This is a genomic window from Komarekiella delphini-convector SJRDD-AB1 (assembly GCF_014831675.1).
GTDB lineage: Bacteria > Cyanobacteriota > Cyanobacteriia > Cyanobacteriales > Nostocaceae > Komarekiella.
The window spans coordinates 1-26,343 of record NZ_VJXY01000045.1; the positions used below are offsets into that span (position 1 = coordinate 1).

General features: G+C 43.3%; 20 protein-coding genes and 1 tRNA gene. 10 read left to right on the forward strand and 11 right to left on the reverse strand.

Annotation, left to right across the window (positions count from 1 at the left end):
* The coding region (locus FNW02_RS28580; protein WP_348535464.1) for a hypothetical protein at positions 1–916 on the forward strand (916 nt) is incomplete at its 5' end.
* Here FNW02_RS28580 and FNW02_RS28585 read toward each other — a convergent pair.
* The 5 genes from FNW02_RS28585 to FNW02_RS28605 form a co-directional block, all read right to left on the reverse strand.
* Complete coding sequence (locus FNW02_RS28585; protein WP_348535465.1) at positions 903–1,580, reverse strand: PEP-CTERM sorting domain-containing protein; 678 nt, start codon at positions 1,578–1,580, stop codon at positions 903–905. The genes FNW02_RS28580 and FNW02_RS28585 overlap by 14 nt on opposite strands.
* A gap of 453 nt (positions 1,581–2,033) precedes the next feature.
* Positions 2,034–4,121: a hypothetical protein gene (locus FNW02_RS28590; protein ID WP_225225962.1), complete on the reverse strand. Its 2,088-nt coding sequence runs from the start codon at positions 4,119–4,121 to the stop codon at positions 2,034–2,036.
* A 160-nt stretch (positions 4,122–4,281) separates the two neighbouring features.
* Positions 4,282–5,688: a lysophospholipid acyltransferase family protein gene (locus tag FNW02_RS28595; protein WP_191760852.1), complete on the reverse strand. Its 1,407-nt coding sequence runs from the start codon at positions 5,686–5,688 to the stop codon at positions 4,282–4,284.
* Positions 5,689–5,754: 66 nt separating this feature from the next.
* Complete coding sequence (locus FNW02_RS28600) at positions 5,755–6,756, reverse strand: FAD binding domain-containing protein (protein WP_191760853.1); 1,002 nt, start codon at positions 6,754–6,756, stop codon at positions 5,755–5,757.
* 10 nt (positions 6,757–6,766) lie between these two features.
* Positions 6,767–7,291: a (2Fe-2S)-binding protein gene (locus FNW02_RS28605; RefSeq protein ID WP_191760854.1), complete on the reverse strand. Its 525-nt coding sequence runs from the start codon at positions 7,289–7,291 to the stop codon at positions 6,767–6,769.
* 141 nt (positions 7,292–7,432) lie between these two features.
* On the opposite strand from FNW02_RS28605, the gene FNW02_RS28610 reads away from it, so the two are divergent.
* Positions 7,433–8,605, forward strand: a complete 1,173-nt coding sequence (locus tag FNW02_RS28610) for an FAD-dependent monooxygenase (protein WP_191760855.1) — start codon at positions 7,433–7,435, stop codon at positions 8,603–8,605.
* Between the two features lie 324 nt (positions 8,606–8,929).
* Here FNW02_RS28610 and leuD read toward each other — a convergent pair whose 3' ends face one another.
* Positions 8,930–9,526: a 3-isopropylmalate dehydratase small subunit gene (leuD, locus tag FNW02_RS28615; protein ID WP_191760856.1), complete on the reverse strand. Its 597-nt coding sequence runs from the start codon at positions 9,524–9,526 to the stop codon at positions 8,930–8,932.
* 229 nt (positions 9,527–9,755) lie between these two features.
* On the reverse strand, positions 9,756–11,159 hold the full coding sequence (leuC, locus tag FNW02_RS28620) for a 3-isopropylmalate dehydratase large subunit (RefSeq protein WP_191760857.1): 1,404 nt from the start codon (positions 11,157–11,159) through the stop codon (positions 9,756–9,758).
* A 225-nt stretch (positions 11,160–11,384) separates the two neighbouring features.
* On the opposite strand from leuC, the gene FNW02_RS28625 reads away from it, so the two are divergent.
* Complete coding sequence (locus FNW02_RS28625) at positions 11,385–13,250, forward strand: PmeII family type II restriction endonuclease (RefSeq protein WP_191760858.1); 1,866 nt, start codon at positions 11,385–11,387, stop codon at positions 13,248–13,250.
* A gap of 229 nt (positions 13,251–13,479) precedes the next feature.
* Here FNW02_RS28625 and FNW02_RS28630 read toward each other — a convergent pair.
* A tRNA-Val gene (locus FNW02_RS28630) sits at positions 13,480–13,552 on the reverse strand.
* 105 nt (positions 13,553–13,657) lie between these two features.
* On the opposite strand from FNW02_RS28630, the gene FNW02_RS28635 reads away from it, so the two are divergent.
* Positions 13,658–14,248 (forward strand): metal-binding protein, encoded by a 591-nt coding sequence (locus FNW02_RS28635; protein ID WP_191760859.1) that lies wholly within the window; start codon positions 13,658–13,660, stop codon positions 14,246–14,248.
* A gap of 49 nt (positions 14,249–14,297) precedes the next feature.
* The gene (mazG, locus tag FNW02_RS28640; RefSeq protein WP_191760860.1) at positions 14,298–15,113 is read left to right on the forward strand and encodes a nucleoside triphosphate pyrophosphohydrolase; all 816 of its coding nucleotides are present in this window, start codon (positions 14,298–14,300) and stop codon (positions 15,111–15,113) included.
* Positions 15,114–15,124: 11 nt separating this feature from the next.
* Here the strand turns inward: mazG and FNW02_RS28645 are convergent, their stop codons facing one another.
* Positions 15,125–16,591: an aldehyde dehydrogenase family protein gene (locus tag FNW02_RS28645; protein ID WP_191760861.1), complete on the reverse strand. Its 1,467-nt coding sequence runs from the start codon at positions 16,589–16,591 to the stop codon at positions 15,125–15,127.
* A 294-nt stretch (positions 16,592–16,885) separates the two neighbouring features.
* Between FNW02_RS28645 and FNW02_RS28650 the strand changes: the two genes are divergently transcribed.
* Entirely contained in the window at positions 16,886–17,236 is a 351-nt protein-coding gene (locus FNW02_RS28650; RefSeq protein WP_191760862.1) for a hypothetical protein, read from the forward strand.
* 50 nt (positions 17,237–17,286) lie between these two features.
* Here the strand turns inward: FNW02_RS28650 and FNW02_RS28655 are convergent, their stop codons facing one another.
* Positions 17,287–19,281 (reverse strand): zinc metalloprotease HtpX, encoded by a 1,995-nt coding sequence (locus FNW02_RS28655; protein WP_191760863.1) that lies wholly within the window; start codon positions 19,279–19,281, stop codon positions 17,287–17,289.
* 601 nt (positions 19,282–19,882) lie between these two features.
* Between FNW02_RS28655 and FNW02_RS28660 the strand changes: the two genes are divergently transcribed.
* From FNW02_RS28660 to FNW02_RS28670, 3 genes are all read left to right on the forward strand, one after another.
* Entirely contained in the window at positions 19,883–21,190 is a 1,308-nt protein-coding gene (locus FNW02_RS28660) for a glutamate-5-semialdehyde dehydrogenase (protein WP_191760864.1), read from the forward strand.
* Between the two features lie 174 nt (positions 21,191–21,364).
* Complete coding sequence (locus FNW02_RS28665; RefSeq protein ID WP_191760865.1) at positions 21,365–22,534, forward strand: FAD-dependent oxidoreductase; 1,170 nt, start codon at positions 21,365–21,367, stop codon at positions 22,532–22,534.
* Positions 22,535–22,558: 24 nt separating this feature from the next.
* Positions 22,559–23,614, forward strand: a complete 1,056-nt coding sequence (locus FNW02_RS28670; RefSeq protein WP_191760866.1) for a glycoside hydrolase family protein — start codon at positions 22,559–22,561, stop codon at positions 23,612–23,614.
* A 38-nt stretch (positions 23,615–23,652) separates the two neighbouring features.
* Here FNW02_RS28670 and FNW02_RS28675 read toward each other — a convergent pair whose 3' ends face one another.
* Positions 23,653–24,288 carry a GAF domain-containing protein gene (locus FNW02_RS28675; protein ID WP_191760867.1) on the reverse strand — a complete coding sequence of 212 codons (636 nt, stop codon included), beginning with the start codon at positions 24,286–24,288 and terminating at the stop codon, positions 23,653–23,655.
* Between the two features lie 218 nt (positions 24,289–24,506).
* Between FNW02_RS28675 and FNW02_RS28680 the strand changes: the two genes are divergently transcribed.
* Positions 24,507–26,171, forward strand: a complete 1,665-nt coding sequence (locus FNW02_RS28680; protein WP_191760868.1) for an ArnT family glycosyltransferase — start codon at positions 24,507–24,509, stop codon at positions 26,169–26,171.
* Positions 26,172–26,343 lie beyond the last annotated feature (172 nt).

The window sequence follows — 26,343 nt, forward strand, 5'->3', positions numbered from 1 at the left end:
CCCCCTGCCTCCCCCCACTGCTCCCCCATCCCCCATCTCCCGCATGACCCAAGCACCTAACCAGGAAACCAATATTTTAAGTAAATTCACGAGTGTACTTGGTTTACTGGGTGCAGCACTTTTCTTTGCAGGCTGGATTTATCGTTGGTCATATTTTTACTTTTTTCAACTAGAAGTTAATACCCTCGACTTACCTGCACAGTCTTTTCTCATAGTTCCCCTGCAAATATTTCTCGGAGATGGCTGGGCAATATGCAAAACAGCGATCGCCTTTTTTATCGCTGCGATCGCCATTCAGGTAACATTATGGTTAATTAAGATCATTAGTGATGTAATAGTCTCTGCAAGCCAATCACTAGTTAGCCGTATCATCTCTGCTACTCAACGCAGACGTTCATGGATAGCTAAACAGCTAAAATCTCTAGCTGAATTTGGTTCTGGGCAATTGCGTTCAGTTGATTTTTTGCGATCGCTAATTAATGAGATAGTAATAGTATCCTGGGTTCTAATTGTGATATTTTGGTTAGCTCGTTGGCAAGGCATTGCAGATGCTAAACGGGATGCTGGTCAAAACTCCACTTTACCTGTTGTAGCGCTAATTACACCTGAAGAAAAGTTTGCTGTAGGGCGCAAACTTGATGATGTATTTGCCGATCCTTCCTTGAAAGGTTATCGCATTATTGGCGATCGAGGTCTATTCGAGGACTTGCGAGGTAGGGAAGATAGTGATAGCAATCTCAAGCCGCCGAGAGTCTGGCGCTTACTCTTAGAACGTGGCGGCTGGATTTATTTGTTTCGAGCATTGCCCCCAAATGCAAAATCTAACGAGATACCATCGGTTTTAGCTATTCAAGAAAGTGAGAAGGGACATATCATCATTCGTAGCCCAGAAGTTTCTAAAACTAGTTCTCCTTGAACGAATTACGAATTACGAATTTCTTTCGTTTCGCCCACCAGCCAAAACCAAGAGCAACTAATGAGCCACCGACTGTATAAGGTTCAGGAATAGGACGTGAAGTAACACTAAAGTTGCCATAATCTACATTGCTGGAGAACTCTGAATAACCTTCACCAAAACTACTGTAAAATACGTTAACGTTTCCCTTTCCGTCCTCCCCACTTCCAGAAACTCGGTAAGAAAAACCATTCTTAGTTAACAGCGGCATACTTGCATTCAACAGATTATCATTTGTTCCATATTCACCTGGCGAGAGCAGTCCAATAATTTTCTCTGCAATTCCTTCTACCGTTCTTGTCCCATTGATTCCTGTGATTGTGTAATTGTTATTTATAGGATCTAAGTCGGTAGTGGTGAGGATGCCGCTAGCGGAAATTGCTGTACCATTTGCTTCATAACTGGGAAAAGAGTATTGAAAATCAAAGAACTGTGCAGCTTGTGCCACAGATGTACTAACACCAGTGAAGCCGATAACAACACTAACAGTAGCAATACGAAGCTTATTGGTTAATTGCATCAGATAATTCTCCAAAAACAAAGTTAACAAATTAGGTGTTGCGATCGCTACGCCCCACCATAGGCGATCGCTAATCTTGATTTGTCTAAGATGATACCAATTCACGAAAATCTTGATAAATATAGATTTCTGGTAGGGGCACGGCAATGCCCATTGGTGTCAACTTAAGGTGAAAGCCTAGTCTGATAAGCATTTCAAAGTTTTTCGATGTACCACCTAGATTTGAGATCCCCCCTAACCCCCCTTGGAAAGGGGGGAATTAGAATCGAATGCCCCCTTTTGAAGGGGGTTGGGGGATCTGAAACTACGGGAAATGAGTGTTTGAGCTGAAGTTGACACCAATGGGCAATGTCGTGCCCCTACCAACGTATTTGTATCATTTTTAAAGTTAAATGGTATGAGTTGCAAAAAAATGTAGGTTGTGTTGACGTAAGGAAACCCAACACCCTTATCAATGTTGGGTTTCGCGTTGCTCAACCCAACCTACATCTATACTTTCCGTGTAGATCGTCATTAGTCATTAGTCATTTGTGTTTACCAACAACAAAGGACAATTAATTAGAAATTACCAGGGTCATCATCAAGCGCTAGCAAGAAATTAATCAAGTCTGTTTGCTGATTTAAATTAAACCCAGCTTGCCTATCTACGTAAAATTCATGCCCAGTACCATCAAGATTACTCCGTACTAAACTAGGGTTAGCTTTATTAGCTTTCACAACTAAGGCACGAAGTTCACGATCAACCAAAGCACGCAAACTACTAGCAGCATCAGCAGGTATACTTTGGCTAAGAGTGCCAGTTAACCCTAACCCACTCTTATCAACAACAGTGATGCCATTTGAGTTAACTTGCAGGCTTCCTGCTCGCACTGCTACCCCACCATCATGCAAATATGGTGCGCTTAAATAAAGACCACGTAAGGAAATAGTTTTGTAACCGCCTTTTGGCAATATACCTTTAGGTAACGTTGTAGGATTGTCAGAAATACCCTGTGTTGGCACATCTAATACTTCAGCGTTCGCAGGTATGGGAACGGGAGTATTGAAAGTGTACAGCTTAGGTGGCACTAACAAGTTACTCAGCGCTAGCCGAGACTCAGCACGAGCTGGGTTAGTACGAATTTTATCAATTGGATAAATTTTGTTATCAGTAAAGAAAGGTGGAATGTGACAAGTTGCACAATTAGCTTTCTCAAAAACTTTGGCTCCACGTTTAACAGAATTGCTATTTAATGCTTGCCAGTTTTCCGAAGTTTTGTTAGCAGGTGGTACTAAACTATTTTGGAAAGCAGACATGGCGTTATTAGCAAATAAAAAAGAGCCACTAGCGATATCATTAGGTTTCCCAGTATTTGGACTGAAAACCAAACCGTTGTATGTAAACAAGCTAGGGCGCAGATTAGGAGAATTCCCGGCTCCTGGAGCAGCAACTTGGTCTTCTAATTCTGCTTGTATAGCATCCGGTGCAATTTGACGCAGCCACTCTGAAGGTTTGACTTTAACTCCTTCTGGTAAACGTAGACGTGGATCGGCAGCATTCTGAAGGAATGTACCAATATAAACTTCTGGATCAATGTTAAGAGTTTCTAAACTGAGTTGAGCAGCCGCCAAGAGATTAATTTCCGAAGAATGAACACCGTTATTATTAGCGCTTAATCCCGCAAACGGCCCCACAGAAAACTGTCCATCAAAGAAATAAGGATGATTGTTAAATGTGAAAGCGCTGGGAATTTGAGTAGTATTGTTGATACTATCTGAAGAACTTTCAAAATTCCCGAAAGGCACATCTAATACTGCATCGTCGAAAGCTTTTTCAAACTTTTCAGGATCAGGTAATTCTACTTCATTACCTTTACTGTCTAGAATGATTTTGCCATTGCCTCGGTATTCTGGGTTTAGGGGGTTAAACTTTAACCGCGAAAACGCCGCAGCAGAATTTGGTGCTAAAGCAACTAACAAAGGTGTGGCAATTTCGCCATTAGGTACTCCGATTAGAGGTTCACCCTGACTTGAAAGGGAGACGTGGCAGGCAGCACAGCTAATATCAATGTTAGGTGTAATTCCTATTCCAATAGGAAAAGTTCCTCCCTTTTCCATTTTTAAGCCTGTATTAATCACAGTTCCTTGAGGAAAAGTTCGACTACCTAACGTTATATCTTTCTCAAGAGTAATTTGTAAGTTAGTTGTTGGCTGACCTTGCAACTTAACTATTGCTGTTTGTAATTCTGGCAAAATCGTTGCAATACCAGTTCCAAAACCGAATACTCCTTGCAGACCAAATGTATCGCCAATTTTGCGGTTAAAGAATATATCTTTACCTTTGGTAATTAACTCTTCAGTGATTTGAACTGCTCCTACTCGTTGATAGGAAATTGGGTCATTAGGATCAAGTCCCTGCTTGGCAACTATTCTTGCTGCTTGTTGAGGATTTAGCAATTTACCAAAATAGTCGTAATAGCCTAAAGGTTGAGTTGGAGCCGCTTGCAGCAAGCCATTCTTAGCTATGGCTCTCTGTGTCATCAAGCAATTTGATAACAGAATACCAAACAAACTAATGACAAAAACACAGATTAATAAGACAACCTTAGTTTTCAAAGCATATATGACCCTAAATACACCAGTATTAGGGTTTTTTTGGCGTTTCATATTGTTAAATGCATTTTAAAATCTGTAGGTAGATATAGCACACGTCAATGTAGATATATGCAAACTAGAAAGTTTTTTCATATTCGTTAATAATATAAAAGTTCACGCGGTGTCCAGATCCCCGACTTCTCAAAGAAGTCGGGGATCTAACCTAACTGAACTAATCAATCATCTTCTGTAATGCAACCTGCAAATCTCTTGTCAAATCGCTCAAAGCTTGTCTAACTGCGTGGCGATCGCCTTGAGAGTTCGCCCAGCGATCGCTAACTGAAATTGGCTCACCCACGGTGATTTGCGCTTCTTTCCAACCTAACCGAGGTCGCCCCGGAAGTGTTGTATCTTTAATTCGGGAGAGCATATCGAACATGAGTAACGCTATTTCCGCAAACCTTTCAGCAGTAGGTTGTTCTTGAATATAAGTGGCTGTAACTGCGACAAAACTTTCCACTAACCGCATGTGTCGCATCCGCAAGTCTGCTTCTTCGGCAATCCAATCTGCTAGCCCACGTTTAAAGGGTGGTAAAGCCTTGATGTCTGGCAAATCTTCCCGGTAGATATAACTCCAGCCAGCTTCTTCCAAACGGCGACAGCGGTCAATAAAAGTTCCCTGTGACTGGAGTCCAAAATATTGCTCAGCAACTTGTAAAGCTGTATTCATTAAGCGGTGCAGTCGCTCAGTCAGCACTTGATTGGGACTAGGAGATTCTTCATTTGAGATGCTTTTGGGGATGTCTTGATGATAGAAGCGCCGATAAAACTCTTCCATCTCTGCAATCAAATATTCAGCCAAACGATAGATGCGTTGGTAGTATATTTCTTGTTGCTCGCCTTGAGCAATTTCCTTTATTGGCAAGCCGCTATCAAGTTCCAATTTACTCAATAGCCAATCTAGCTTTGACCAAGGTGGTTCAGTGTAGCGATACTGGATGGCGATCGGTACAATCACAACAGTCTCAGAACGGTTGGCTTTTTGCAAGTCTTCTAAGCACCAGAAACTCATTTGGGCAACACCAGGTTCTAAAGGGCTAACAACGCCACTAAGACCATTAGTACCGCCTTCGGGTGCAACTGAAATGGGAAATTTGCCATTAGCAAATAACTCCCGTGCTGTTTGGATAGCGTGTCTATCTAACCGCCTACCGCGACGAACTGGCACACCCCCGATTCGAGAGAACAATCTACCCAGCCAGTCCCCAGCCCATATTGTCATACCTCGGTCATAAAGAAAATAGCTGTGAACCCGATTTTTTAGCTCAATATTTTGTTGACGAGCAACCTTTGGTACAATCCGGGAAAGCAGATACAGCATACAAAGGGGATCTTCCACCTCTGGGTGACGAAATGCTATCAAAAAGCGAATTTTGCCAGCTTGAAATTGTTGATAAAGTTCGGCTAATACCTTAACGTTCCTGGCTTCAATATTGACTATACCAGCAGGTAGCCAAGGTCGAGTCCGAAACCGTAGCAAGAGCGGTAGTAACCACTGAGTAATCTTGAGTATAAATGGGTTAAAACGTAGGGCAATAAATCTCAGTGGTGGCTGAGTAGAGTGAATCGATCTAGGCAAGTCGCTCTCCAGATTGTATCTCTAGCGATTGTACAATATAGGGTCTTTGTTGTGCGGCTGGCTTTGTCAATTCATCTGTTTTTTGTCTCTCTCTTCCCTTGCTCCGACAACCGAAAGTACACGTACTAAAGCGCGTTTGACTAATTCAATTTTGAATTCATTGTGTGTTTGCGGTTTGGCATCTTTGACGGCTATTGTCGCTGCGGCTGTAAATGTAGCTTCGTTAACAGGTTTTCCTTTGAGAAACTCCTCAGCTTCCCACCCACGCCAAGGTTTGGGTGCGACTCCGCCAAAAGCGATTCGTGCTGATTTAATCGTGTCCTGTTCTACATCTAAAGCAACAGCAACAGAAACCAAAGCAAATTCATAAGCTGCGCGATCTCTGACTTTTAAATAGTAAGATTTATATGCCAAATCCGGGATTTCAATGGCAGTAATTAATTCTCCAGGCTGTAATAGAGTTTCTTTTTCTGGTGTTTCACCTGGCAACAAATAAAAATCATGAATTGAAATTCGACGTTCTGTTTGCAATCCTTGAGTACAAATTACAGCATTTAATGCTGTTAGAGCTACAGCTAAATCTGAAGGATGAACGGCAATACACGATTCACTAGCCCCAAAAATGGCGTGCATCCGGTTGTACCCTGAAACTGCCGAACAACCTATACCAGGAGTGCGTTTATTACAAGAAAAAACCGGATCTCGAAAGTAGCCACAGCGTACTCGTTGCAGCAAGTTACCGCCTACCGTTGCCATATTTCGTAGTTGAGGCGAAGCACTTTGTAGCAATGCTTGGCTAATAACTGGATAGCACTCTTGAATCTTGGGATGAAATGCCACATCACTCAGCTTACAGACTGCACCTATGCGGATTTTATTAGCTTGAAATTCAATATTTGCTAAAGGCAAACTGTTAATATCAACTAATTTATTTGCTGCTTGTACCCCATCTTTCATCAATCCCAGTAAATCTGTGCCACCAGCGATAAATGTAGCAGTTTTGTCTTGATCAACTGAAGCGATCGCCACTTCTTGGGAGGTAGGTTTAGCATAGCTAAATGGCTGCATTTTCCATCTCCTATAGCACATCTTGAATTGCAGCAATAATATTCGGGTATGCTCCACAACGACACAGGTTTCCACTCATTTTTTCCTGAATTTCTGTCTCCGATTTTGGTAATTCTTCTAATATCATCCCCACGGCTGAGACAATTTGCCCTGATGTACAGTAACCACATTGAAAAGCATCATGGGTAATAAAAGCTGTTTGCATGGGGTGAAGTTCGCCATCTTTAGCTAATCCCTCAATGGTAGTAATTGATGCACCAATGTGCATGACTGCTAAAGTCATACAAGAGTTAATTCGCCGACCATCAATTAACACAGTACAAGCACCACATTCACCGCGATCGCAAGCTTTTTTAGTACCCATTAGACCGAGATGTTCCCTAAGTGCATCGAGTAAGGTAACACGAGGTTCCAATCTTAGTGAGTAAGAAATATCATTGACATTCAGCGCCAAATCTACTACCTCCGGGCCCAATATTTGAAATTCCTGGGGAAGAGAGTTTGAAGTTATTGGAGTTAAAGATTTATCTTCCATATTTGGATTGCTAATAATAATTGTATTTATTATCTATCTTTCGTCTGTTATTTTTTTCATAATTATTAGTTAATCTAGCAAATATAGAAGTAAGTGCAAGCATTTTGTCATTTATATTTATTCACAAAGGACAAATGACAAGTGACAAATGACAAAAAACCCGTATTAGAGAAAATTGCTATCATCGGTGCTGGACTAGGCGGTTTAGCTACTGCGATCGCCCTACGAAATCTTGGCTATAACGTGCAAGTATACGAAAAAGCACAAGAGTTTCGACCTGCGGGTACTGGTTTAGGATTAGCTCCAAACGGTTTAAATTTTCTAGATGCGATCGCGCCGGGAATAGTTGAAACTCTCACAATTTCCGGCTGTCCAGTTCACAACTCAGTTTTCAAAAGTAATACCGGAGAAACGATCCGAGCTAACCAAAGCACATACTTAGAAAAATATGGACGGCCATTATTAACTGTTTGGTGGTGGCGTTTGCAGCAAACCCTGGCATCTAGATTACCATCCGATATTATTCATCTCAATCATCGCTGCATCGGTTTTGAACAAAATGAAAACGGTGTGGAAGTCTACTTTGATGGCGGAAAAACAATATATGCAGATTTGCTGATTGGTTCTGATGGCGTCAACTCCACAATCAGAGAAACTTTAGTTGGAGATGGCAAGCCGAATTATCTGGGAAGTATGTGTTGGCGTTCTGTCCTACAGTATCAGCACGAACTATTTGATTCTTATGATTTAGTTTTTATTAAAGGCAACAAACAGTTTATGTACCTTCTCAATGTTGGCGAAGGATACACCAGTTGGATTAGTCGTAAATCTACACCAGATTACTCGCTTTCTCAAACTGCTGATAAGGTTAAGTCTCGCATTCTCAATGATTTAGCTGGCTGGGATGAATCATTTCGAGTAGTTGTAGAAATGACACCAGCCGAGCAAATTTGGGAAGGGCTGATTTGCGATCGCCCACCGTTAAATCACTGGAGCGAAGGCAGAGTAGTTCTTTTAGGCGATGCTGCCCATCCGATGGCTCCATCTATTGGACAGGGAGCCAACAGCACTTTTGAAGATGCGTACGAACTGCAAGCGTGTTTTTCCCAATCATCTAGCTTAGCACAAGCTCTGACTAGCTACGAAAAGCGTCGCATCGAGCGCACACAAGTAATACAAGCTCGTAGTGCTTTGGGTGAGATACGTTACTACGAAAGCGACAGCGGGCCCTCTGCTAGGCAAATGCAAGCAAATAATGATGATTTTCAAAATTGGCTTTACAACTACAAACCCTCTGCAATTGGTTTATCTTAAGCTAGGGGTACGAGCGTCACCCGTACCCGTACGGGCAAGCAAGCTACGCGCAGCGTCCCGTAGGGAAGGGTAAGGACTTTAGTCGAATGGCACTAAGAAAAGCCGAAACACTTGTGGTTTAAGCGGTTTGCAATTGGTTTTGTAATTCGTGCCGAGGTTTCGTCATTAAAGGGTAAGCTTTCGGGCGGCGTTTACGGACTCGTGGTTCACTTCTGAGCGATCGCTCACTGCCTTGTGAGTCGGGTTCATAAATAAAAAAACAAAAGCCACCCTTTGATTTAATAGTCGGATGGCATTTAAATTTATATTCACGTTATTTTTAGGCTAACTTGCCCAACTCACGTACGGCAATTTTGCAGCCGTCGCCCGAACTTCGTTGGCGTTAGCCACCAACTGACCGCAAGCATCCCAAGTCCCAGAAATGAATGTGCTTCTAGTACCTTCACCGATCGCAACTGGGGCGGTGTAATCACCAATTTGCACTTGCAAGGTTTCTAGATTTATAGTGACGGCTGCTTGGGGATTGGCAGCTACTAGTTCTTGCAGTTGTTTAACAGTACGAGCATCAGCTGTAACACAAGGTATCCCCATTGCGACACAGTTACCAAAAAAGATTTCCGCAAAGCTTTCACCTATTAAAGCTTGGATTCCCCATTTAGCGATCGCTTGGGGTGCGTGTTCCCGTGATGAGCCACAGCCAAAGTTCCGATTAACTATTAAAACTTTTGCCCCTTGATACTGGGGTTGGTCAAATGGATGTTCACCATTTAGGGCTTTGCGATCGTCAATAAACGCGCCTTCGCCTAAACCATCAAATGTGACGGCTTTTAAATAGCGTGCAGGAATGATGCGATCGGTGTCTATGTCATTACCCACTAAAGGTACACCGCGCCCGGAAACTGTCTTAACTTCACTCACCATAAACTTAAGTTCTTATTTGAATTATTGAGATTTCTCCATTCCCCTCCTCGCTTGCAAAGAGAAGTCTGAGCGGCGGCTTCCGCCGATGGTCTGTATCACTGCCGAGAGGCGCAAAGCCTTGCGCCTCTCCCTTGTGTCCTTTGGACACAAGGCAACCGTTCTGAAAGAACGGTTGGGCAGTAAGACCCGCATAGCGATCAGAACTTCGGGGGAGAGGTTAGGGGTGGGGTTACAGCAACTCGCGCACGTCAGAAACTTCACCTTTAATTGCAGCAGTGGCGACCATCGCCGGACTCATTAGCAATGTGCGCCCGGATGATGAACCCTGTCTTCCTTTAAAGTTGCGATTGGAGGAAGAGGCGCTGATTTGCCTTCCTTGTAGTTTGTCGGGGTTCATGGCTAAGCACATAGAACATCCCGGTTCACGCCACTCAAATCCAGCTTCCTGGAAGATTTTATCCAATCCTTCGGCTTCTGCCTCTTGTTTGACTCGCTCGGAGCCAGGAACAACAAAAGCTTTAATTCCCTCAGCAACTTGACGACCTTTGGCGATTTTCGCAGCTTCCCGCAAGTCGCTAATCCGTCCGTTGGTGCAACTACCAATGAAGCAGACATCAACTTTAGTGCCCTTAATTGGTTGACCAGGTAACAAATCCATGTAGCGGTAAGCTTCTTCAGCAATAAATCGGTCTTCTTCTAGCAATTCTTCAGGCTGAGGCACTAACTGGGTGACGCCGATACCTTGACCCGGAGTGATTCCCCAAGTAACTGTCGGCGGAATCTCAGCAGCGTTGAATACGACTACATCATCGTACTCGGCATCAGCATCGCTCTTGATAGAATCCCACCAGCCTACTGCTTTGTCCCAATCTGCTTCTTTAGGAGCAAAGTCTCTACCCTTGAGGTAGTCGTAAGTAACTTGATCGGGATTGACATAGCCGCAACGCGCACCGCCTTCGATCGCCATGTTGCAGACTGTCATCCTTTCTTCCATGTTCATTTGCTCAAAGGTAGTGCCTGCAAATTCATAAGCATAGCCCACACCACCTTTGACGCCAAGTGTGCGGATAATATGCAAAATGACATCTTTGGCGTAGACACCGGGGTTCAAAGTGCCGTTGACTTCAATTTTGCGGACTTTCAACTTGGAGAGAGCGAGAGTTTGGGAAGCCAGAACATCTCGAACTTGGCTAGTACCAATCCCAAATGCGATCGCCCCAAATGCCCCATGACTTGATGTATGACTATCTCCACAGGCGATCGTCATTCCTGGCTGAGTTAGCCCCTGTTCTGGAGCGATGACGTGGACTATACCCTGACTGCCAGAACCGATATTGTAAAAAGTGATACCATTTTCTTGACAGTTCTGCTCAAGCGCCTGGATCATTTCCTCTGCCAAACTATCAGCAAACGGGCGTGCCTGATTTTCTGTCGGCACAATATGATCCACTGTGGCCACAGTCCGCTCTGGAAACAGTACTTTTAGACCCCTTTCGCGTAACATAGCAAAGGCTTGAGGACTGGTGACTTCATGAATTAAGTGAAGCCCGATAAATAGTTGCGTCAGCCCTGAAGGAAGTGTACCAACGGTGTGTAAGTTCCAAACTTTGTCAAACAGGGTTCCTTTGCTCATACGTCAATCGGTGTTTAAAGAGTCGGATCTCTTATGGTATCAAAAAAGAGTCGAGCATCTTCATATAACAATGAGCATCTGTCTTCACAAATCCTAAACGTAAAATTAATAATATGCAAAGATTTAGGCTAGACTAAATCTTTGCATATTCACCAGCCAAATCTCCTAGCTGCAAAAGTTGGGGGATTTGTTAGCAAGAGATTATATTCCCTAAAATTCCAAGCCATGTCTGAAGTAGATTTGAGTGCTCATATACCAGAGGTAAAACTAATCACAGATTTGAGGGACATAAAAGCAGCTAATCTGCATTGGAATAGCAAAGTTATTCTTGGTGATTGTCTAAAAGTATTGAAGCAGATGCCAGAGGGCATAGTTGACTTAATTGTGACATCTCCTCCCTATGCTGACAGCCGCAAGAAGACATACGGTGGCATTACACCAGATAAATATGTTGCTTGGTTTCTACCAATCTCTCAAGAGTTGAAAAGAGTTTTAAAACCAGGCGGAACGTTCATTCTTAATATTAAAGAAAAAGTTGTTAATGGACAAAGACACAACTACGTAATCAAACTAATTTTAGAGATGCAGAATCAAGGCTGGTTATGGACTGAGGAGTATATTTGGCATAAAAAAAATAGCTTTCCTGGTAAGTGGTCGAATCGTTTTAGAGATTCTTGGGAACGTTGTATACAATTCAATAAAGAACAAGATATTGAGGAAGAAGTTCCTGATGACTGGGAACATTGTATCCAGTTCAATAAGCAAAAAAAATTTAATATGTATCAGGAAAGCGTTATGGTTCCTATGGGTGATTGGGCAAAATCTAGGCTTAAGAACTTGAGTGATACTGATAAAAAAAGAGATAATTCTAGAGTTGAAAGTGGTTTTGGTAAGAACATATCAAATTGGTTGGAACGAAAAATGGCTTATCCAACCAACGTTTTACATTTATCAACAGAGTGCGGTAATAAAAATCATAGTGCGGCATTTCCTAAATCTCTTCCATCTTGGTTCATTAAATTATTTACTGAGCAAGGTAATACAGTACTAGACCCATTCCTCGGTTCTGGTACAACGTGTGTAGCAGCAAAGGAGTTAGGTAGAAACTATATAGGTATTGAGTTACAGAAAGAATATTGTGAATTAGCTGTTGCAAATATTGAAAAAGCAAAACTCAACTTACAACTTACAACTTTGACACAATCTATGAGTAGTAAAGACCAAGATAAGGTTAATGCAGACTATGAAGCTTATTATGAATATCTTATACAACACGTTCTCACTCCCTTCTATGACAAAAGACTTGAAAAGCTGAGTAAACTTAAGCTTAAAAGTATTCTCAAGCGCAAGAATCCATACCTGTTTAAGGCAAAAAACATAGAATTTGCTCAAGATTTCGTTAAAGGTATTGTAGATGCTTTTCTTTCGTCTCAAGAAGAAACTATTTTTGGCAATTTATTAGAGGAATTTGCTATCTATATATCTGAAATATTATATGGTGGTTTTAAATCCAAACTTAATAGTGTTGATTTAGAGTTTAAAAGAAATGGAATTTATTATATAGTAGGAATTAAATCTGGAATTTATTGGGGTAACTCTGACCAGATAAATAGGATGAAGGAAAATTTTAAAAAGGCTAAACAAACTTTAAGACAGCAAGGTGTGACAGATGAAATTATTGCTGTTAATGGTTGTATGTATGGAAAAGACCGTAATCCTTTAAAAGAAGATGCAGATTCAGGTAAATCTTATTATAAGTATGCTGGTCAGGAATTCTGGAACTTTATTTCAGAGGATGAAAATCTCTATCAAGAAATAATTGTACCAATTGATCAGGAAGCTAAAAATAAAGATGAACTCTTTAAAAATACATACCAAGCTAAAGTTAATGAAATGACCTTTGAGTTCATGCAATACTTCATGAATAACGGTCAGATAGATTGGGTTAAGCTGGTAAATTATGTTTCTAAGAAAGGTGATGTTAAGTTAGAGCCTTCGCCCAAACAAATGATGTTGGATTTGGAAGAAGAAACTTCAGATTTAGAAGATACATTAGACTTTGCAGATGTTTTAGACTCTGAAGAAGCTTAGATGTCAAAGCCAAACTCAAAAATATTTAGCGTAAAAGGGACTGGGGGCTGGGGACTGGGGATTGGGTAAAGAGCAAAGGAAAAATTATGCTTGTTAAGCGTAGCTAAAATATGTCCGGGGTTATTACCCACAGACAAATTTTGGAATGTTTTCCCAGTACAACCAGCACCTAGTCCCAGAGCGGCGTACCTACAGCAAAAAAGCCGTCAGTTTGGCGGCTTTTTAATAATGGGCAGTACCAGACTCGAACTGATGACATCCTGCTTGTAAGGCAGGCGCTCTACCAACTGAGCTAACCGCCCGTTTTGTCTCACAATTAAATAATATAGCAAAATATTTCGCATCGCGCTAGTATTTTTGGGAAAATATTTTTTGTATTATAATCACCCAGTACTCAGGACTTAATAATGCCCTCTGGTCGGACGCACGATCGCATTACTATGTATGCTCTGCCGTTCGTGGCGGGCGTGACTTTCTGGCAAACTCGCAGCAGCAATGCGACTTTGTTGGTTGCAGGTGGGTTTCTGTTTGGGGGGCTGATGTTTGGCCCTGATTTGGATATTTACTCTGTGCAATTTCAACGTTGGGGTTTTTTGCGCTGGATTTGGCTACCTTATCAAAAAAGTCTCCGCCATCGTTCTTTTTTCTCCCACGGGCCGATTATTGGTACGACGCTGCGGGTGCTTTATCTGAGCGGCTTGCTAGCTATCTTGGCAATTGTAATTTTGGCAGTTGCCGAAAAGCTGTGGAATATTGCTTTTACTTGGCAGGATTTGGGTGTAACTGTAGGGCGATCGCTCACGAGTTACAGTACTGAATATATCGCCCTATTTTTGGGCTTTGAACTCGGTGCGATGAGTCATTCTCTCAGCGATTGGGGCGGTTCTGCATACAAGCGCTTTCAAAAACAGGGGGTTCGGGGGTTGCTTCCAAGTGGCAAAATTAAGAAGCGTAAAGTTACAAGTCGTGGCCGTCGTCGGATTAAGCCAAAAAAATAATTCTAAAACGCAAAGGAACGCAAAGGGAAGCGCAGAGGTACGCAGAGGTATGGAAAATCAAAATGAAAGTTTGGTGGCGTTGCAGGAATTAATTGAGGTGGTGGCGAAATTACGATCGCCTGATGGTGGTTGTCCGTGGGATTTGGCGCAAACTCCCGAAACGCTGACGCCTTATGTGATAGAAGAAGCTTATGAAGTGGTAGACGCGATTAAGAGTGGGGATAAAGAGGCGATCGCAGAAGAGTTAGGCGATTTATTATTACAGGTGGTACTGCAAGCCCAAATCGCTAGCGAATCCGGGCAATTTTCTCTTAAGGAAATAACTCAAGGGATTTCCCAAAAGTTGATTCGTCGTCATCCTCATGTGTTTGGTGATGTGTCTGTGGCAAGTGTAGATGAGGTGCGGCAAAACTGGGAACAAATCAAAGCTGCGGAAAAAGGCGAACCATCACCAGAGGAGCAAAAACTTAGTGCTAAACTTAGTCGCTATGGACGTACTCTTCCCCCACTAACGGCAGCGATGAAGATTTCCCAAAAGGCTGCTGCTGTTGGGTTTGAGTGGGAAAATATTGATGGGGTTTGGGATAAGTTTCACGAAGAGTTGGGCGAGTTTCAGCAGGCTTTGGCTGAGGAAACACCAGCACGACAACAAGCAGAATTAGGCGATTTACTGTTTGCAGTGATTCAGCTTGCACGTTGGCATAATCTCGATCCTAGTGAAGCATTACAAGGTACAAATCAGCGATTCGTCCAGCGGTTACAAAAAATGGAGGCAGTTGTTAACCGCCCCCTTTCTGATTACAGTTTGGATGAGTTAGAAACTCTCTGGCAACAAGCAAAAGCCCAACTTGCTAAAGAGCATTAATACATACCAGTTTACAACTTGATAGTAACAGTCTTGATCTCTGTATATTGCTGCAAGCCATATTCGCCTAGTTCTCGACCAATACCAGATTGCTTGAACCCACCGAAGGGCGCAGCAGCATCAAATACGTCGTAGCAATTTACCCAGACTGTACCAGCACGTAAGTTGTTAGCGATCGCGTGTGCTTTGGTGATATCCTTTGTCCAGACTGCGGCGGCGAGTCCGTACATGGTGGCGTTCGCCCGTTGAATTACTTCGTCGAGATCTTTAAACTTGATGATGCTCATGACTGGGCCAAAGATTTCTTCTTGGGCAATCTTCATGTCATCGCGGACATCAGCGAAGACTGTGGGGGCGATAAAGAAACCCTGTTCTCCTACACGATTCCCACCACATAGCATTTGAGCACCTTCGCGCATCCCAGACTCAATGTAGCTCATCACCTTGTCGAATTGGTCTTTGTCTACTTGCGGCCCTTGTTCTGTGTTGGCATCGAAGGGATTACCGACAACGCGCTGTTTAGCTCGTTCTACAGTCCTGGCGACGAACTCGTCATAGCATTTTTCTTCCACGAATAGCCGCGAACCGGCACAGCAACACTGACCTTGGTTAAAGAATATGGCATCGTGGGAACCTGCGATCGCTGCATCCATATCAGCATCAGCAAAGACGATGTTGGGACTCTTACCACCAAGTTCGAGGGTGACGCGCTTGAGGTTACTCTTGGCAGCTGCTTCCATAATTAAATGCCCGACTTCAGTGGAACCAGTAAAGGCCACTTTGTCAATATCCATGTGGCGAGCGATCGCAGCTCCGGCTGTTGGGCCATAACCTGATAAGATATTTACCACACCAGGGGGAAAACCAGCCTCAATAATCAACTCGCCCACTCGCAGCGCTGATAATGGTGTTTGTTCAGCAGTTTTGAGAACTACAGTATTGCCAGTTGCCAAAGCCGGTGCTAACTTCCACGCCTGCATTAATAGCGGGAAATTCCAAGGGATAATCTGCCCAACCACACCCACAGGCTCATGACGAGTGTAGCAGAAGTACGGCCCGTTTATTGGGATGGTTTTACCTTGTACCTTGTCAGCCCAACCTGCATAGTAGCGGTAGCAGGCGATGACTAGCCCCAAGTCGTCTAATGAATCTTGTAGCGGCTTGCCGTTGTCCAGAGTTTCCAGACGCGCCAATTCATCAATATTCTGCTCAATTAAATCGGCTAGCTTGTAAATCAACTCGCCGCGACGGGTGGCAGATATCTTAGACCATTCCCCATTAAAGGCTGCGCGGGCGGCTTTTACTGCTTTATCTACATCTGCGGCGTCTGCTTCTGCTACTTCACAGATTACTTCGCCTGTAGCTGGGTTAATCGTTTCAAATCGGCGATCGCTAATACTTTCTACCCACTCGTTATTAATTAACAGTCGAGTTGGGCCGATTTTGACCTGTTGTCCTGGTTGTGTTGCTGTAACCATCAGGCCCTCCTTAAGCTTAAGAAAAAGTTTGCTTAAATCTATTAGTTATGTTTTCTTAAGTACAGCAAATTTTGTAATTTTCTTTATTTATTCTTTGGATTTATCTAACAAAAATTAACATATCAGTTAATGAGTAAAATATTCACGCTGCCATCGAATGTATTCATGAACTATCAGGACTGGCTCACGGTATTTTGCCATTTGAGGAGTGCCTTTGAATACAGGGATTTATTTTGGAGTTAGCTAAATCGCAATTTGATGTTTAATTAATCGCAAGCACAAAAAATGATGTTTATGAATCGATTATTCAAGGGATTTACTGTTGTTTTGACAGCTATAGGAGTCATATTAATTATTTGGTTAGTAGTTAACTTGGTACAGTCGCAGCTAAGAACATTGTCCCCTCGTCTTGAAGGTGGTTCTCTAGCCATAGGGCTTAATTTAGCTTTTAAGTATGCTCAAATTCAACAGAATATAACGCTTCTGCTCATTGCTAGTGGAGTTGAAATTGCCTTATTATGGCTATTAGTACTTCTCAATGTTATCTCTCGACGCCGTGGATTAATAGCTACTTTAGTCCTGTTTATTTTTGTTGGAATTGTCGTTTTGATTGTCTACAGTCAGTATCCAACGATATTAGGTTAAGTTTGGGTTGTTCAGATCCCCGACTTCTTTGAGAAGTCGGGGATCTTGGTTTATCTACTGCTCAAAAACATAGTCAAGACCACTCCTAGGATAATCGATCCACCACCGAGGATAAATGACCACAAGCGATGGTAACTGTTGACAATAGTGCCATTTTCACTTTGGAGTTGGATGAGATCCATCCAAGGTGCAACACCCCGGCGGAACCAACCCACAGCCCCGACTTGTTCACCAATCAGGCTTTGAACTCGTTTCATCCCAAACAAGAAATTGCCAATGGGGCCAAAGCGTGAGGCGTAATGCAGATAAAGCATCCCGCTAGGGTCTTGGATTTTTAGATCGGAACCAAATTTATAACCTGCGTCGCCACGGCCAATTAGTTGACCTTCAAGTTTTGCAGGTTGTCCACGCAATGGACTTGCATAGGGGTCTGACATCAGGGTGAGAATATCCGTTTCTGGTGCTTGCTTGTAGTTGGGGAACATCACCAAAGCTTTAATTAAAATTCCTATTCCTAAGCCGATGAATGGCGCACCCAATATTAAACCTGAGTTGGGTGAACTTGACCAGAGAATCACACCCATTATCAAACCGAGGAAGAAACCAATGGTTTCAGCACCATATAGTACAACATCTAAGAAGAAGTTACCGTAGAGTCTACTCTTACTCAGACTTTTACCTTCGCCAATAACTCGCCCCATATCGAACTCAGTTGGTAAACCTAGCTGTTCGGCATAGGTGCTGAGGGCGCGGACTCGTTTGCCAGTTAAGGGGTGAGTGGAATTTAACTCCATCCACCAACCCCAAGGGTTAAACATATCCCACAAAAAGACGCGACCGATTTTTTCTGGGTCGGATGCTATGCGGTAGGCGGTTCCTGTGGAAGCAGCGGCTTTATGGTCATAAATACCCAAAGCACGAGTACCTTCAATCAAGCGACTGGGTTCTGGCGATCGCGAACCTTCTTCTAAAATTCCGTAAGCAATCTTCACCAAAGCGCGGGATAATCCATTAGGGTTGCCTGTACTTTCTGCTGCAAAGTGGTCAGCAAAGTACTCCCTGGTGCGGGAGAGATATAGCAACAAGTAAGTACCGACGATGTAAAATACGTAGGCAACCAAAGCAGCTGTTTGCATGGCATCTTTGATTTTGCTGTCGCCGCCACGTCCAAATCTTCTAGCTGTGCTGTAAATGAGGTAGCAAATTTGTACTAAGGTGGAAGCTACTGTCATCACTGCAAAGTCCCAGTGGACGACGTGTCCTAGTTCGTGGGCGTAGACTGTAGCAATTTCATCATCATCAAGATAAGTGAAAAGTCCTTGACTGACTACTAGGCGGGCGCTGTTGGGCAATGAGCCATAAGTAAAAGCCGTAGGGTTTTGGTCATCAATGATTCCCAGTCTGGGCGTTTTTAAATTTTTTTGCTGACAGACTTGACGAATAACTCTAGCTGTCTCTGGACTGAGGCTTTCAACTTCTGCCAACTCTACCCAGCGAGTTTGGTACAACCAGCGTTGGGTTAAGTCCATCAGGAAGGGAGACAGGAAAAAAGCGGCGATATTAAAAATTAGGGTAATACTAATTGCGATCGCTAGCCCTTGGAGTGGATCGTCACTACCCAAAATAAATACTAAGCTCAAACCCAAAACAAACACCATGCCAAACAGCAAGGTCATGGTGACACCAGAAGCTAACACCAGACTCCCACCCACACCCCCCATTGCTAATTTCACACCAACAGTAGCAGCACGGCTGGCTTTTTGGATGGCGTTAGATTGGGTTACTGGCGTTTGGGGGAAGGATTTACTAGCTTGTTCTGCCCAAGCGCGAACCTGTGGGTTTTCACTCACGATTAACTTTTGCCACAAATTTGTAGCTTTTTCGATTTGGCCTGTGCCTTGATAGGCTTTCATCAGCCACATCTGTGCGGAAAGATAATCTGAGGAATTGTAATCAACAGCGTTACGGCAAAACTGTTCTAGTAATTGAACTGCTTCTTGATAACGTCCTTGTTGAAAGGCATCTAATCCAGATTGCAATGACATAGGATCTCCCTAATAAAGGAGTGGTATTTGATCCATGAATACTCAATAGATCCAACATACGTCATCGCAATTTCGTAAAAGTTTAAATAATTACGGTATAAATTATTTGCTTTTAGTAAAAGACTAGAGAAAGGAGACTCACTGTGTCTCTTTTCTCTAGTCTAGGGGACGCATAATTACATTTGTTTTGTGGCCGTATTAATACTTATATTTATTTAATTTACAGCTAAGTAATTACTCTTGTTTTGTCTGTACTCAACAATTACAGAATAAGTGATTTAAACCCATTCAAGCCTCACCCAATCAGAGTAGTTTTATCTACCCAGATGGTTCACCCAATTGGGGGAAGCAGAGGGGCAGAGAAGAAATAACAGTCCCCATGCCCTATACTTCTCTACGTTCGCGTAGCGTGTCGTAGATAGAGGCTGCGGCTTAAGCGTAGCTATGCCGCAGGCTTTACGATTTTGCTCAGCACAAGTCAGGGCAAGCCGCTCAGTACAAGTGCCCAATGCCCCATTCATAAATGACAAATGACTAACCAACGTTGATAGGATGGGAAAAAGGTAAAGATTTTTGCCATATTTGAAAGCTCTTTTGTGCCATGACTATTCTCGATATTGCTTCTCCCCTAATTACGATCGCCCAACGAACTCGCCAAGCTGCAAGTAAGCTAGCACTTCTCTCTACTGAGGCGAAAAATCAAGCGATCGCAGCGATCGCCCAAGCTTTAGAATCGGCTAGAGATGAAATATGCCGAGCAAATATTGCTGATTGTGAAACCGCTGCTGCTGATGGAATTCCTAAACCACTTTACAAGCGCTTGCAGTTGGATGAACATAAGTTAAGAGATGCGATCGCTGGGGTACGAGATGTCGGCAAGCTAGCTGATCCAGTTGGACAAGTGCAAATTCACCGCGAACTCGATACTGGCTTAGTTCTCAAGCGGATTACTTGTCCTTTGGGCGTTTTAGGGATTATTTTTGAAGCACGTCCAGAAGCAGCAATTCAAATTGTTTCTCTGGCGATCAAGTCGGGTAATGGTGTGATTCTCAAAGGTGGAAAGGAAGCTGTCCGTTCTTGTGAGGCAATAGTCAAGGCAATAAAGCAAGGATTATCTCAAACTGCTGTTAACCCTGATGTAGTGCAGTTGTTAACAACTAGAGAGGAAACTCTAGAACTTTTGAAGCTAGATAAATATGTGGATTTAATTATTCCTAGAGGTTCTAACTCTTTTGTGCGGTTTGTGCAAGAAAATACGCGCATTCCAGTATTAGGTCATGCAGATGGAATCTGTCATCTTTATATCGACAAAGTCGCTGATATTAATAAAGCAGTTTCTATTACTGTTGATGCTAAAGCACAATATCCTGCTGTTTGTAATGCAATTGAAACTTTGCTAGTTCATCAGTCGATTGCCGCAGAATTTTTACCAAAAGTGGCTGAGGTTTTGGAAGAACGCCACGTAGAATTAAGAGGTGATCAACGCACTTTGGCAATTTTACCTCAGATTAAAACTGCAACAGCCACGGACTGGGCAACAGAATATAGCGATTTTATTTTGTCGATTAAAATAGTGGATTCTATAGAAGATGCGATCGCTCATATTAACGAATATGGTTCTCGCCATACGGATGCGATCGTTACTGAAGATTTAACTACTGCTGAAACTTTCATCGGACTGGTAAATTCAGCCAATATATTCCACAACTGTTCTACCCGCTTTGCTGACGGTTTCCGCTACGGTTTTGGTGCAGAAGTGGGAATTAGTACCCAACAAATGCCACCTCGTGGCCCTGTTGGTTTAGAAGGATTGGTGACATACAAGTATCAAATGACTGGCGATGGTCATATTGTGGCTACTTACACAGGAGCAAATGCTAAGTCCTTTACTCATCAAGATTTAGTTTAAAGGAGATTGGGGATTGGGAAGGAATTTTGTTCCTAATCACTAATCGTTAATCCCTAGTTCCTCTTAGGAAAACTCTCTGAAGAGTGATGAAAAATTGTATTACTTAAGCTAAAAATCAATAATCAAGCGAAATACAACTTTTTGTTAGGAAAATTCCAGCAAAAACCCAAAATCATGGTCAAAAAAGTAGTTATTATCGGTGCTGGACTTGGTGGTTTGGCAGTTGCGATCGCACTGCGAAAACAAGGTATTGATGCTCAAGTCTACGAGAAAGCATATTCCTTGCGACCAATTGGTGCTGGTTTAACGCTTTTTCCTAACGGTTTGAATAGTCTCGATGCGATCGCTCCCGGTATAGTTGAGTCCTTGGAAGGCGCGGGTAGCCAAACCCGTATGCTGAACTTGAGAAAAAGTACTGGCGAACTGATTGCCCAGAAATCAGTCACGTTCATGGAGAAATATGGGCGGCCGATGTTGCAGATCCGGTGGTCACGTCTGCAAGAGATCCTTGCATCCGCATTGCCAACCGACGCTATCCACCTCAATCATCGATGCATTGGCTTTGAGCAAAACAACAGCGGTGTTGAAGTATGCTTTGACGAAGGCGAGACAGTGCAGGCTGATTTGTTGATCGGAGCTGATGGGTTAAACTCCGCAGTTAGACAGGCGTTGATTGGTGACGGATCTCCTCGCTATGCTGGTCGCATGTCTTGGCGTGCCATTCTCAAGTACAGCCATGAACTACTACCTCCTAACGAAGTCATGTCAATGACAGCACCCGATGGCAAAATTTTCGGTTTCTTTGACTTGGGTAGCGGATATTTATTCTGGAGTGCTGCTACACTAGCGCCGGACGAATTTGTCGCCCAGAGTGCCATTGATGTTAAGTCTCGCGTCCAAGAAAAGTTTTCTGGTTGGGCAGAACCAGTGCAGGCGATCGTCAAGTCAACTGCCGCTGAAGATATTATAGAACGACCGATATCTGACAGACTGCCGTTACAAAATTGGAGCCAAGGCAGAGTAACTCTCTTGGGTGATGCAGCCCATCCGATGGTTCCATTACTAGGACAAGGAGCTAATACAGCCTTTGAAGATGCCTGGGAACTTTCGCAATGCTTATCCTCTGCCTCCACCATAGAAGCAGCCCTTGCTAGCTACGAAAATAGTCGTAAACCGCGCACACAAGTCATTCAAATCCGTAACGCAGTGCAGGCAAACCGCGCTTATAAGGCTGACAGCGAGACATATCTTCGGGGAATGATGGAGAAAGCACAAGTGAGTGATGCTGAGTTTGAGGAGTGGCTGTATAATTACAAGCCATCCGTAACAGCTGACTTGAAATAGTTCTGAGTAATAAATATTTGAATTATGAGTCATGAAGCAACGCAAATCAATCAACCCGGCTTAGTATTAGCACCTGGTTCACAAGGCTGGTGGGATTCTGAACGAGTTTCCGCACCGCAGGTTATGCGCTGTCCCGATGGATGGAAGATGTGGTACTACGGTCGGGATGCTTCCTTTGATCGGCAAATCAATTTGCCTACTGGTCGTTGTGGTTTAGCTATTTCTGCTGACGGCGTTCATTGGGAACGGGTGAGGGGTTCTCTAACTATGGGAGCTATCTTTGAGCCTCACCCAGAACCCAGTCGCTTTGACTCAGCTCATGTCGGTGTCAGTAATGTACACTTCTGTGATGGTCTTTATTGGATGTGGTACTTCGGTGGCAACCATACAGTTGTCGAAGTGGGAAAGTTTCAAGCTAAAGGAGTACAGATGCGCCCTGGCTGTGCCGTTTCGCGTGATGGCATCAATTGGGTGCGACTTGAAGGCCCTTACCAAGGAGCGTTTCTTGATGTAGGTAAACCAGAAGAATTTGATGCACTATTCTGCGCCTGGCCGCAAGTACTACGTGATGATGATGGAACTTGGAAGCTGTACTATCACACCCTGAACCCAGCTAGAGGATTCCTAGTAGGCTTAGCGGTTTCCACCGATGGTTTGTACTGGGAAAAAGTCGGTCAAATCCTCGGCCCAGGTGAGCCTGGAAGCTTTGATGAGCGGGGTATTGGTACTCGCCATGTACTGAAGATCAACGGCCAGTACGTGATGTTCTACGAAGGTGTCAACAACAGTGGTTATCACTCCATCGGTGTAGCCATTTCTGACAATGGCATTCACTGGCAAAAAGAAAAAGGTGAGCAAGCCAATGGTTCCGTATTTTGCCATGCCCAGCAGGGTTCTGGTCGCTGGGACGCACGGGCAGTAGGTGCGCCTTGTGTAGTGCCAATGGATGATGGTAGTTTTCGTATGTACTACATTGGGGCTAACGAAGGTGGCTATGATGAGCTATCGTCACAGCACCAAATCGGTTTAGCAGTTAGTGCAGGAGCTAATTTTCATCAGTGGCATCGCTGGGGTAAATAAATACAAGCCGCATTTGCTGGGATAACACTTTTATTTGCTTAAAAACTTAAGCTTAAGCTGTTCCAGCAGAGAGACATGATTAAATTAGTCTTTAACTCAGCCGTCTTTTGAAGATTGAAGCGATACCCTGCTAAGTTGTGCAGTTTTTGCAGCTTGGAAAGTTCTACATCGGCTATTTTCAATCTGAGGCGATGAGCAACTAGTTGTAGTTGCTGTATATCGCGCTCGGTGAACTGATGGGACTGGAACGTACCAACGTGTAAAACCCCGGTGACTCCCTGTGTGATGGGCAACGGAACACCAACGAGCGATCGCAAACCCTTTTGGCGCAAAATAGGACTTACTACTTCTACCTTTGATAGATCATTGATTATTGTTGGTTCATTACTGGCGGCAATACGACCAGCAATACCTTTCCCAATGGGAATTTGAATATTTTCTGTGATTTCCTCCTTAAGCCCGATGGTGGCATATATGAATAAATTCTGTTTGTCTGTAGTAGGCAGTAAAAGCGTGACAGTATCTACAGACATATATTCTTTGAGCCAACCGAGCAGCTTTTTGATGGAAGCAACAAGCTGATTTTCTGTTGCATTGTCTGGGCCATTACCTACGAACACATTCCAGCCCTTATAGGACTTTGGTAAGCCAGTGTGATCTCCCCAAAATACCATTACTTAACTCCAGGAAATACAAAAAAACAGCTAGGGTGTTTATATTTCCGCAAATTATAGCTTCATATCAAAACTTGGTGTTGCCAATTAAGGTCAAATGTGCAGCACTGCCCCTTCTGCCTTCTTCCACTAAGTTGACACACGAATAAAGTTTTACGTTGTCATGCTACTGCCATAAGATGAGTTTGTTTGTATATCAAAGGTAGGAATTTAAGTAAATGCAAATAGCTCAGAAATGGTTAGCTCAAAAAGTTAACCAGTCAGTGCTTTTTTTACTGGTTGGGGGACTGCTGTTTCGAGCCTTTATTGCTTTCTGGCTTTACCCTACCTTTGATGAGGCTTACTACTATCTTTACAGCCTGCATCTGGACTGGAGTTATTTCGATCATCCAATTCTTGTAGGGCTGACAACTGGTTTTGGGCCGTGGTCAACTGGTGTTGTATCCCAATTTACTATTCGTCTGGGAGCATTGATTTGGCACACGGGCAGTTTGGTGCTATTGTATCTGACTAGCCTGAAATTATTCTCTGCTAAAGCTGCCAGATTAACTTTAGCGATCGCTACCATCAGTCCAATTTTTCTCGTTGGCTTTGGCGTCCTCAGTCTCCCCGACAGTCCGTTGATGTTTTTTTGGTCAGCTAGTTTATACTGTGCGGCTGATGAATTTTTTCGGCAGCCTCGAACTCAAAAGCACAGCCTGTTGCAAGAATCTTGCTCATCTGATTCATACCTTCCTAGTTACCGCTTGGCAATTCTTGGTATTCTGGTCGGATTAGCCTGCCTCAGCAAATATCACGGTTTTATTTTGGGACTGGGGCTAGTTGGTTTTTGTCTAACCAGTCCACGTCATCGCTCTATTGTGCGCTCTCCTTGGGCATGGTTAGCATTAGGCTTATTTATCATCACCATCTCTCCAATTTTGCTTTGGAATATGCAGCATGATTGGGTGTCGTTTCGTTTTCAATCAGAGCGAGCAGTGCCCAAAGGCGGCTACAATCTGCTGAGTGTAGGAGGCGTGTGTTTAGCTGGAGTAGCTTACCTGTTCCCAACTATAGGATTTCCCCTCTGGTGGGTGAGTTTACGGCCAGCCTTGGCTGGAACAATGCAAGTTTTTTCTAAAAAATCACTAACTTCTAGAAAAGAGTTAGAGGCTTCGTGGCTCTTGATTTTATGGGTGTCTTTGCCCTTAACTTTAGGGTTTACTCTCATAGGTGGATATCGGCAAATTTTGCCTGCTTGGTCGATGCCAGGATTTTGGGGTTTAACTTTGCTGTTAGGACAACAAGCAATTATCTGGGAACAGCAATCCCGGCGGCGTGTGCGGCGATGGCTCTTAGGTTCGGGAATTATGGTCAGCAGCATTTTACTCATTGCACTGCTGCAAGTCACAACAGGAATAGTACAAAAGCCTAGCCAATATGCTTTGATGGGCGGGTTTTTACCTCCCAAGGATGACCCCTCTACAGAACTAATTGATATTCAACAACTGCGGCGCGGCTTTGCTGAATCTCCCGTCCTTAGTGCGGCGCTACAAAACTCTAGCTTTATTTTTACCAATCGCTATTACTTGGGTGGGCCGATTGCCATGTCTCTTGAACCCATCGCTGACATACCGATTACTTGCTTTGATATTGGCAAAGATTTGCGTGGTTTTGCTTTTTGGTCAGAAGCTAATCAATGGCTGGGAAAAGATGCGCTGTATATTACTACCAATCCCTTTAATCAAAGACAAGATTTGATGGCTAACTATCGAACTTACTTTAACAGCTTGAGTGAGATCGAAACGATACCAATTCGACGCGGTGGGGTGGTTGTCAACATCATTTACATCTATCAGGCTAAGACACTTCTCAAGCCATACCCCCGCTCTTACGGAATTTGACAGTTAGCGAATTAGAAAATTTTATATGTATGTAGTGACAAAGGCGATCGCTATTTAGTCTGTTAACAGTTTGCCATCAGCTAGGGTATAAATATCTTCTTCTGGGTCTGTTATCGAACAGAAATCTGGTTCGTTGACTACTGAATGAGCATACTCTGGATCATGGAATGGC

Excerpts from the sequence above, each read along its gene's own strand:
- FNW02_RS28590 (WP_225225962.1), bottom strand. The coding sequence starts at position 4,121 with ATGAAACGCCAAAAAAACCCTAATACTGGTGTATTTAGGGTCATATAT.
- FNW02_RS28600 (WP_191760853.1), bottom strand. The coding sequence starts at position 6,756 with ATGCAGCCATTTAGCTATGCTAAACCTACCTCCCAAGAAGTGGCGATC.
- FNW02_RS28605 (WP_191760854.1), bottom strand. The coding sequence starts at position 7,291 with ATGGAAGATAAATCTTTAACTCCAATAACTTCAAACTCTCTTCCCCAG.
- leuD (WP_191760856.1), bottom strand. The coding sequence starts at position 9,526 with ATGGTGAGTGAAGTTAAGACAGTTTCCGGGCGCGGTGTACCTTTAGTG.
- leuC (WP_191760857.1), bottom strand. The coding sequence starts at position 11,159 with ATGAGCAAAGGAACCCTGTTTGACAAAGTTTGGAACTTACACACCGTT.
- FNW02_RS28625 (WP_191760858.1), top strand. The coding sequence starts at position 11,385 with ATGTCTGAAGTAGATTTGAGTGCTCATATACCAGAGGTAAAACTAATC.
- FNW02_RS28635 (WP_191760859.1), top strand. The coding sequence starts at position 13,658 with ATGCCCTCTGGTCGGACGCACGATCGCATTACTATGTATGCTCTGCCG.
- mazG (WP_191760860.1), top strand. The coding sequence starts at position 14,298 with ATGGAAAATCAAAATGAAAGTTTGGTGGCGTTGCAGGAATTAATTGAG.
- FNW02_RS28645 (WP_191760861.1), bottom strand. The coding sequence starts at position 16,591 with ATGGTTACAGCAACACAACCAGGACAACAGGTCAAAATCGGCCCAACT.
- FNW02_RS28650 (WP_191760862.1), top strand. The coding sequence starts at position 16,886 with ATGAATCGATTATTCAAGGGATTTACTGTTGTTTTGACAGCTATAGGA.
- FNW02_RS28655 (WP_191760863.1), bottom strand. The coding sequence starts at position 19,281 with ATGTCATTGCAATCTGGATTAGATGCCTTTCAACAAGGACGTTATCAA.
- FNW02_RS28660 (WP_191760864.1), top strand. The coding sequence starts at position 19,883 with ATGACTATTCTCGATATTGCTTCTCCCCTAATTACGATCGCCCAACGA.
- FNW02_RS28665 (WP_191760865.1), top strand. The coding sequence starts at position 21,365 with ATGGTCAAAAAAGTAGTTATTATCGGTGCTGGACTTGGTGGTTTGGCA.
- FNW02_RS28670 (WP_191760866.1), top strand. The coding sequence starts at position 22,559 with ATGAGTCATGAAGCAACGCAAATCAATCAACCCGGCTTAGTATTAGCA.
- FNW02_RS28675 (WP_191760867.1), bottom strand. The coding sequence starts at position 24,288 with ATGGTATTTTGGGGAGATCACACTGGCTTACCAAAGTCCTATAAGGGC.
- FNW02_RS28680 (WP_191760868.1), top strand. The coding sequence starts at position 24,507 with ATGCAAATAGCTCAGAAATGGTTAGCTCAAAAAGTTAACCAGTCAGTG.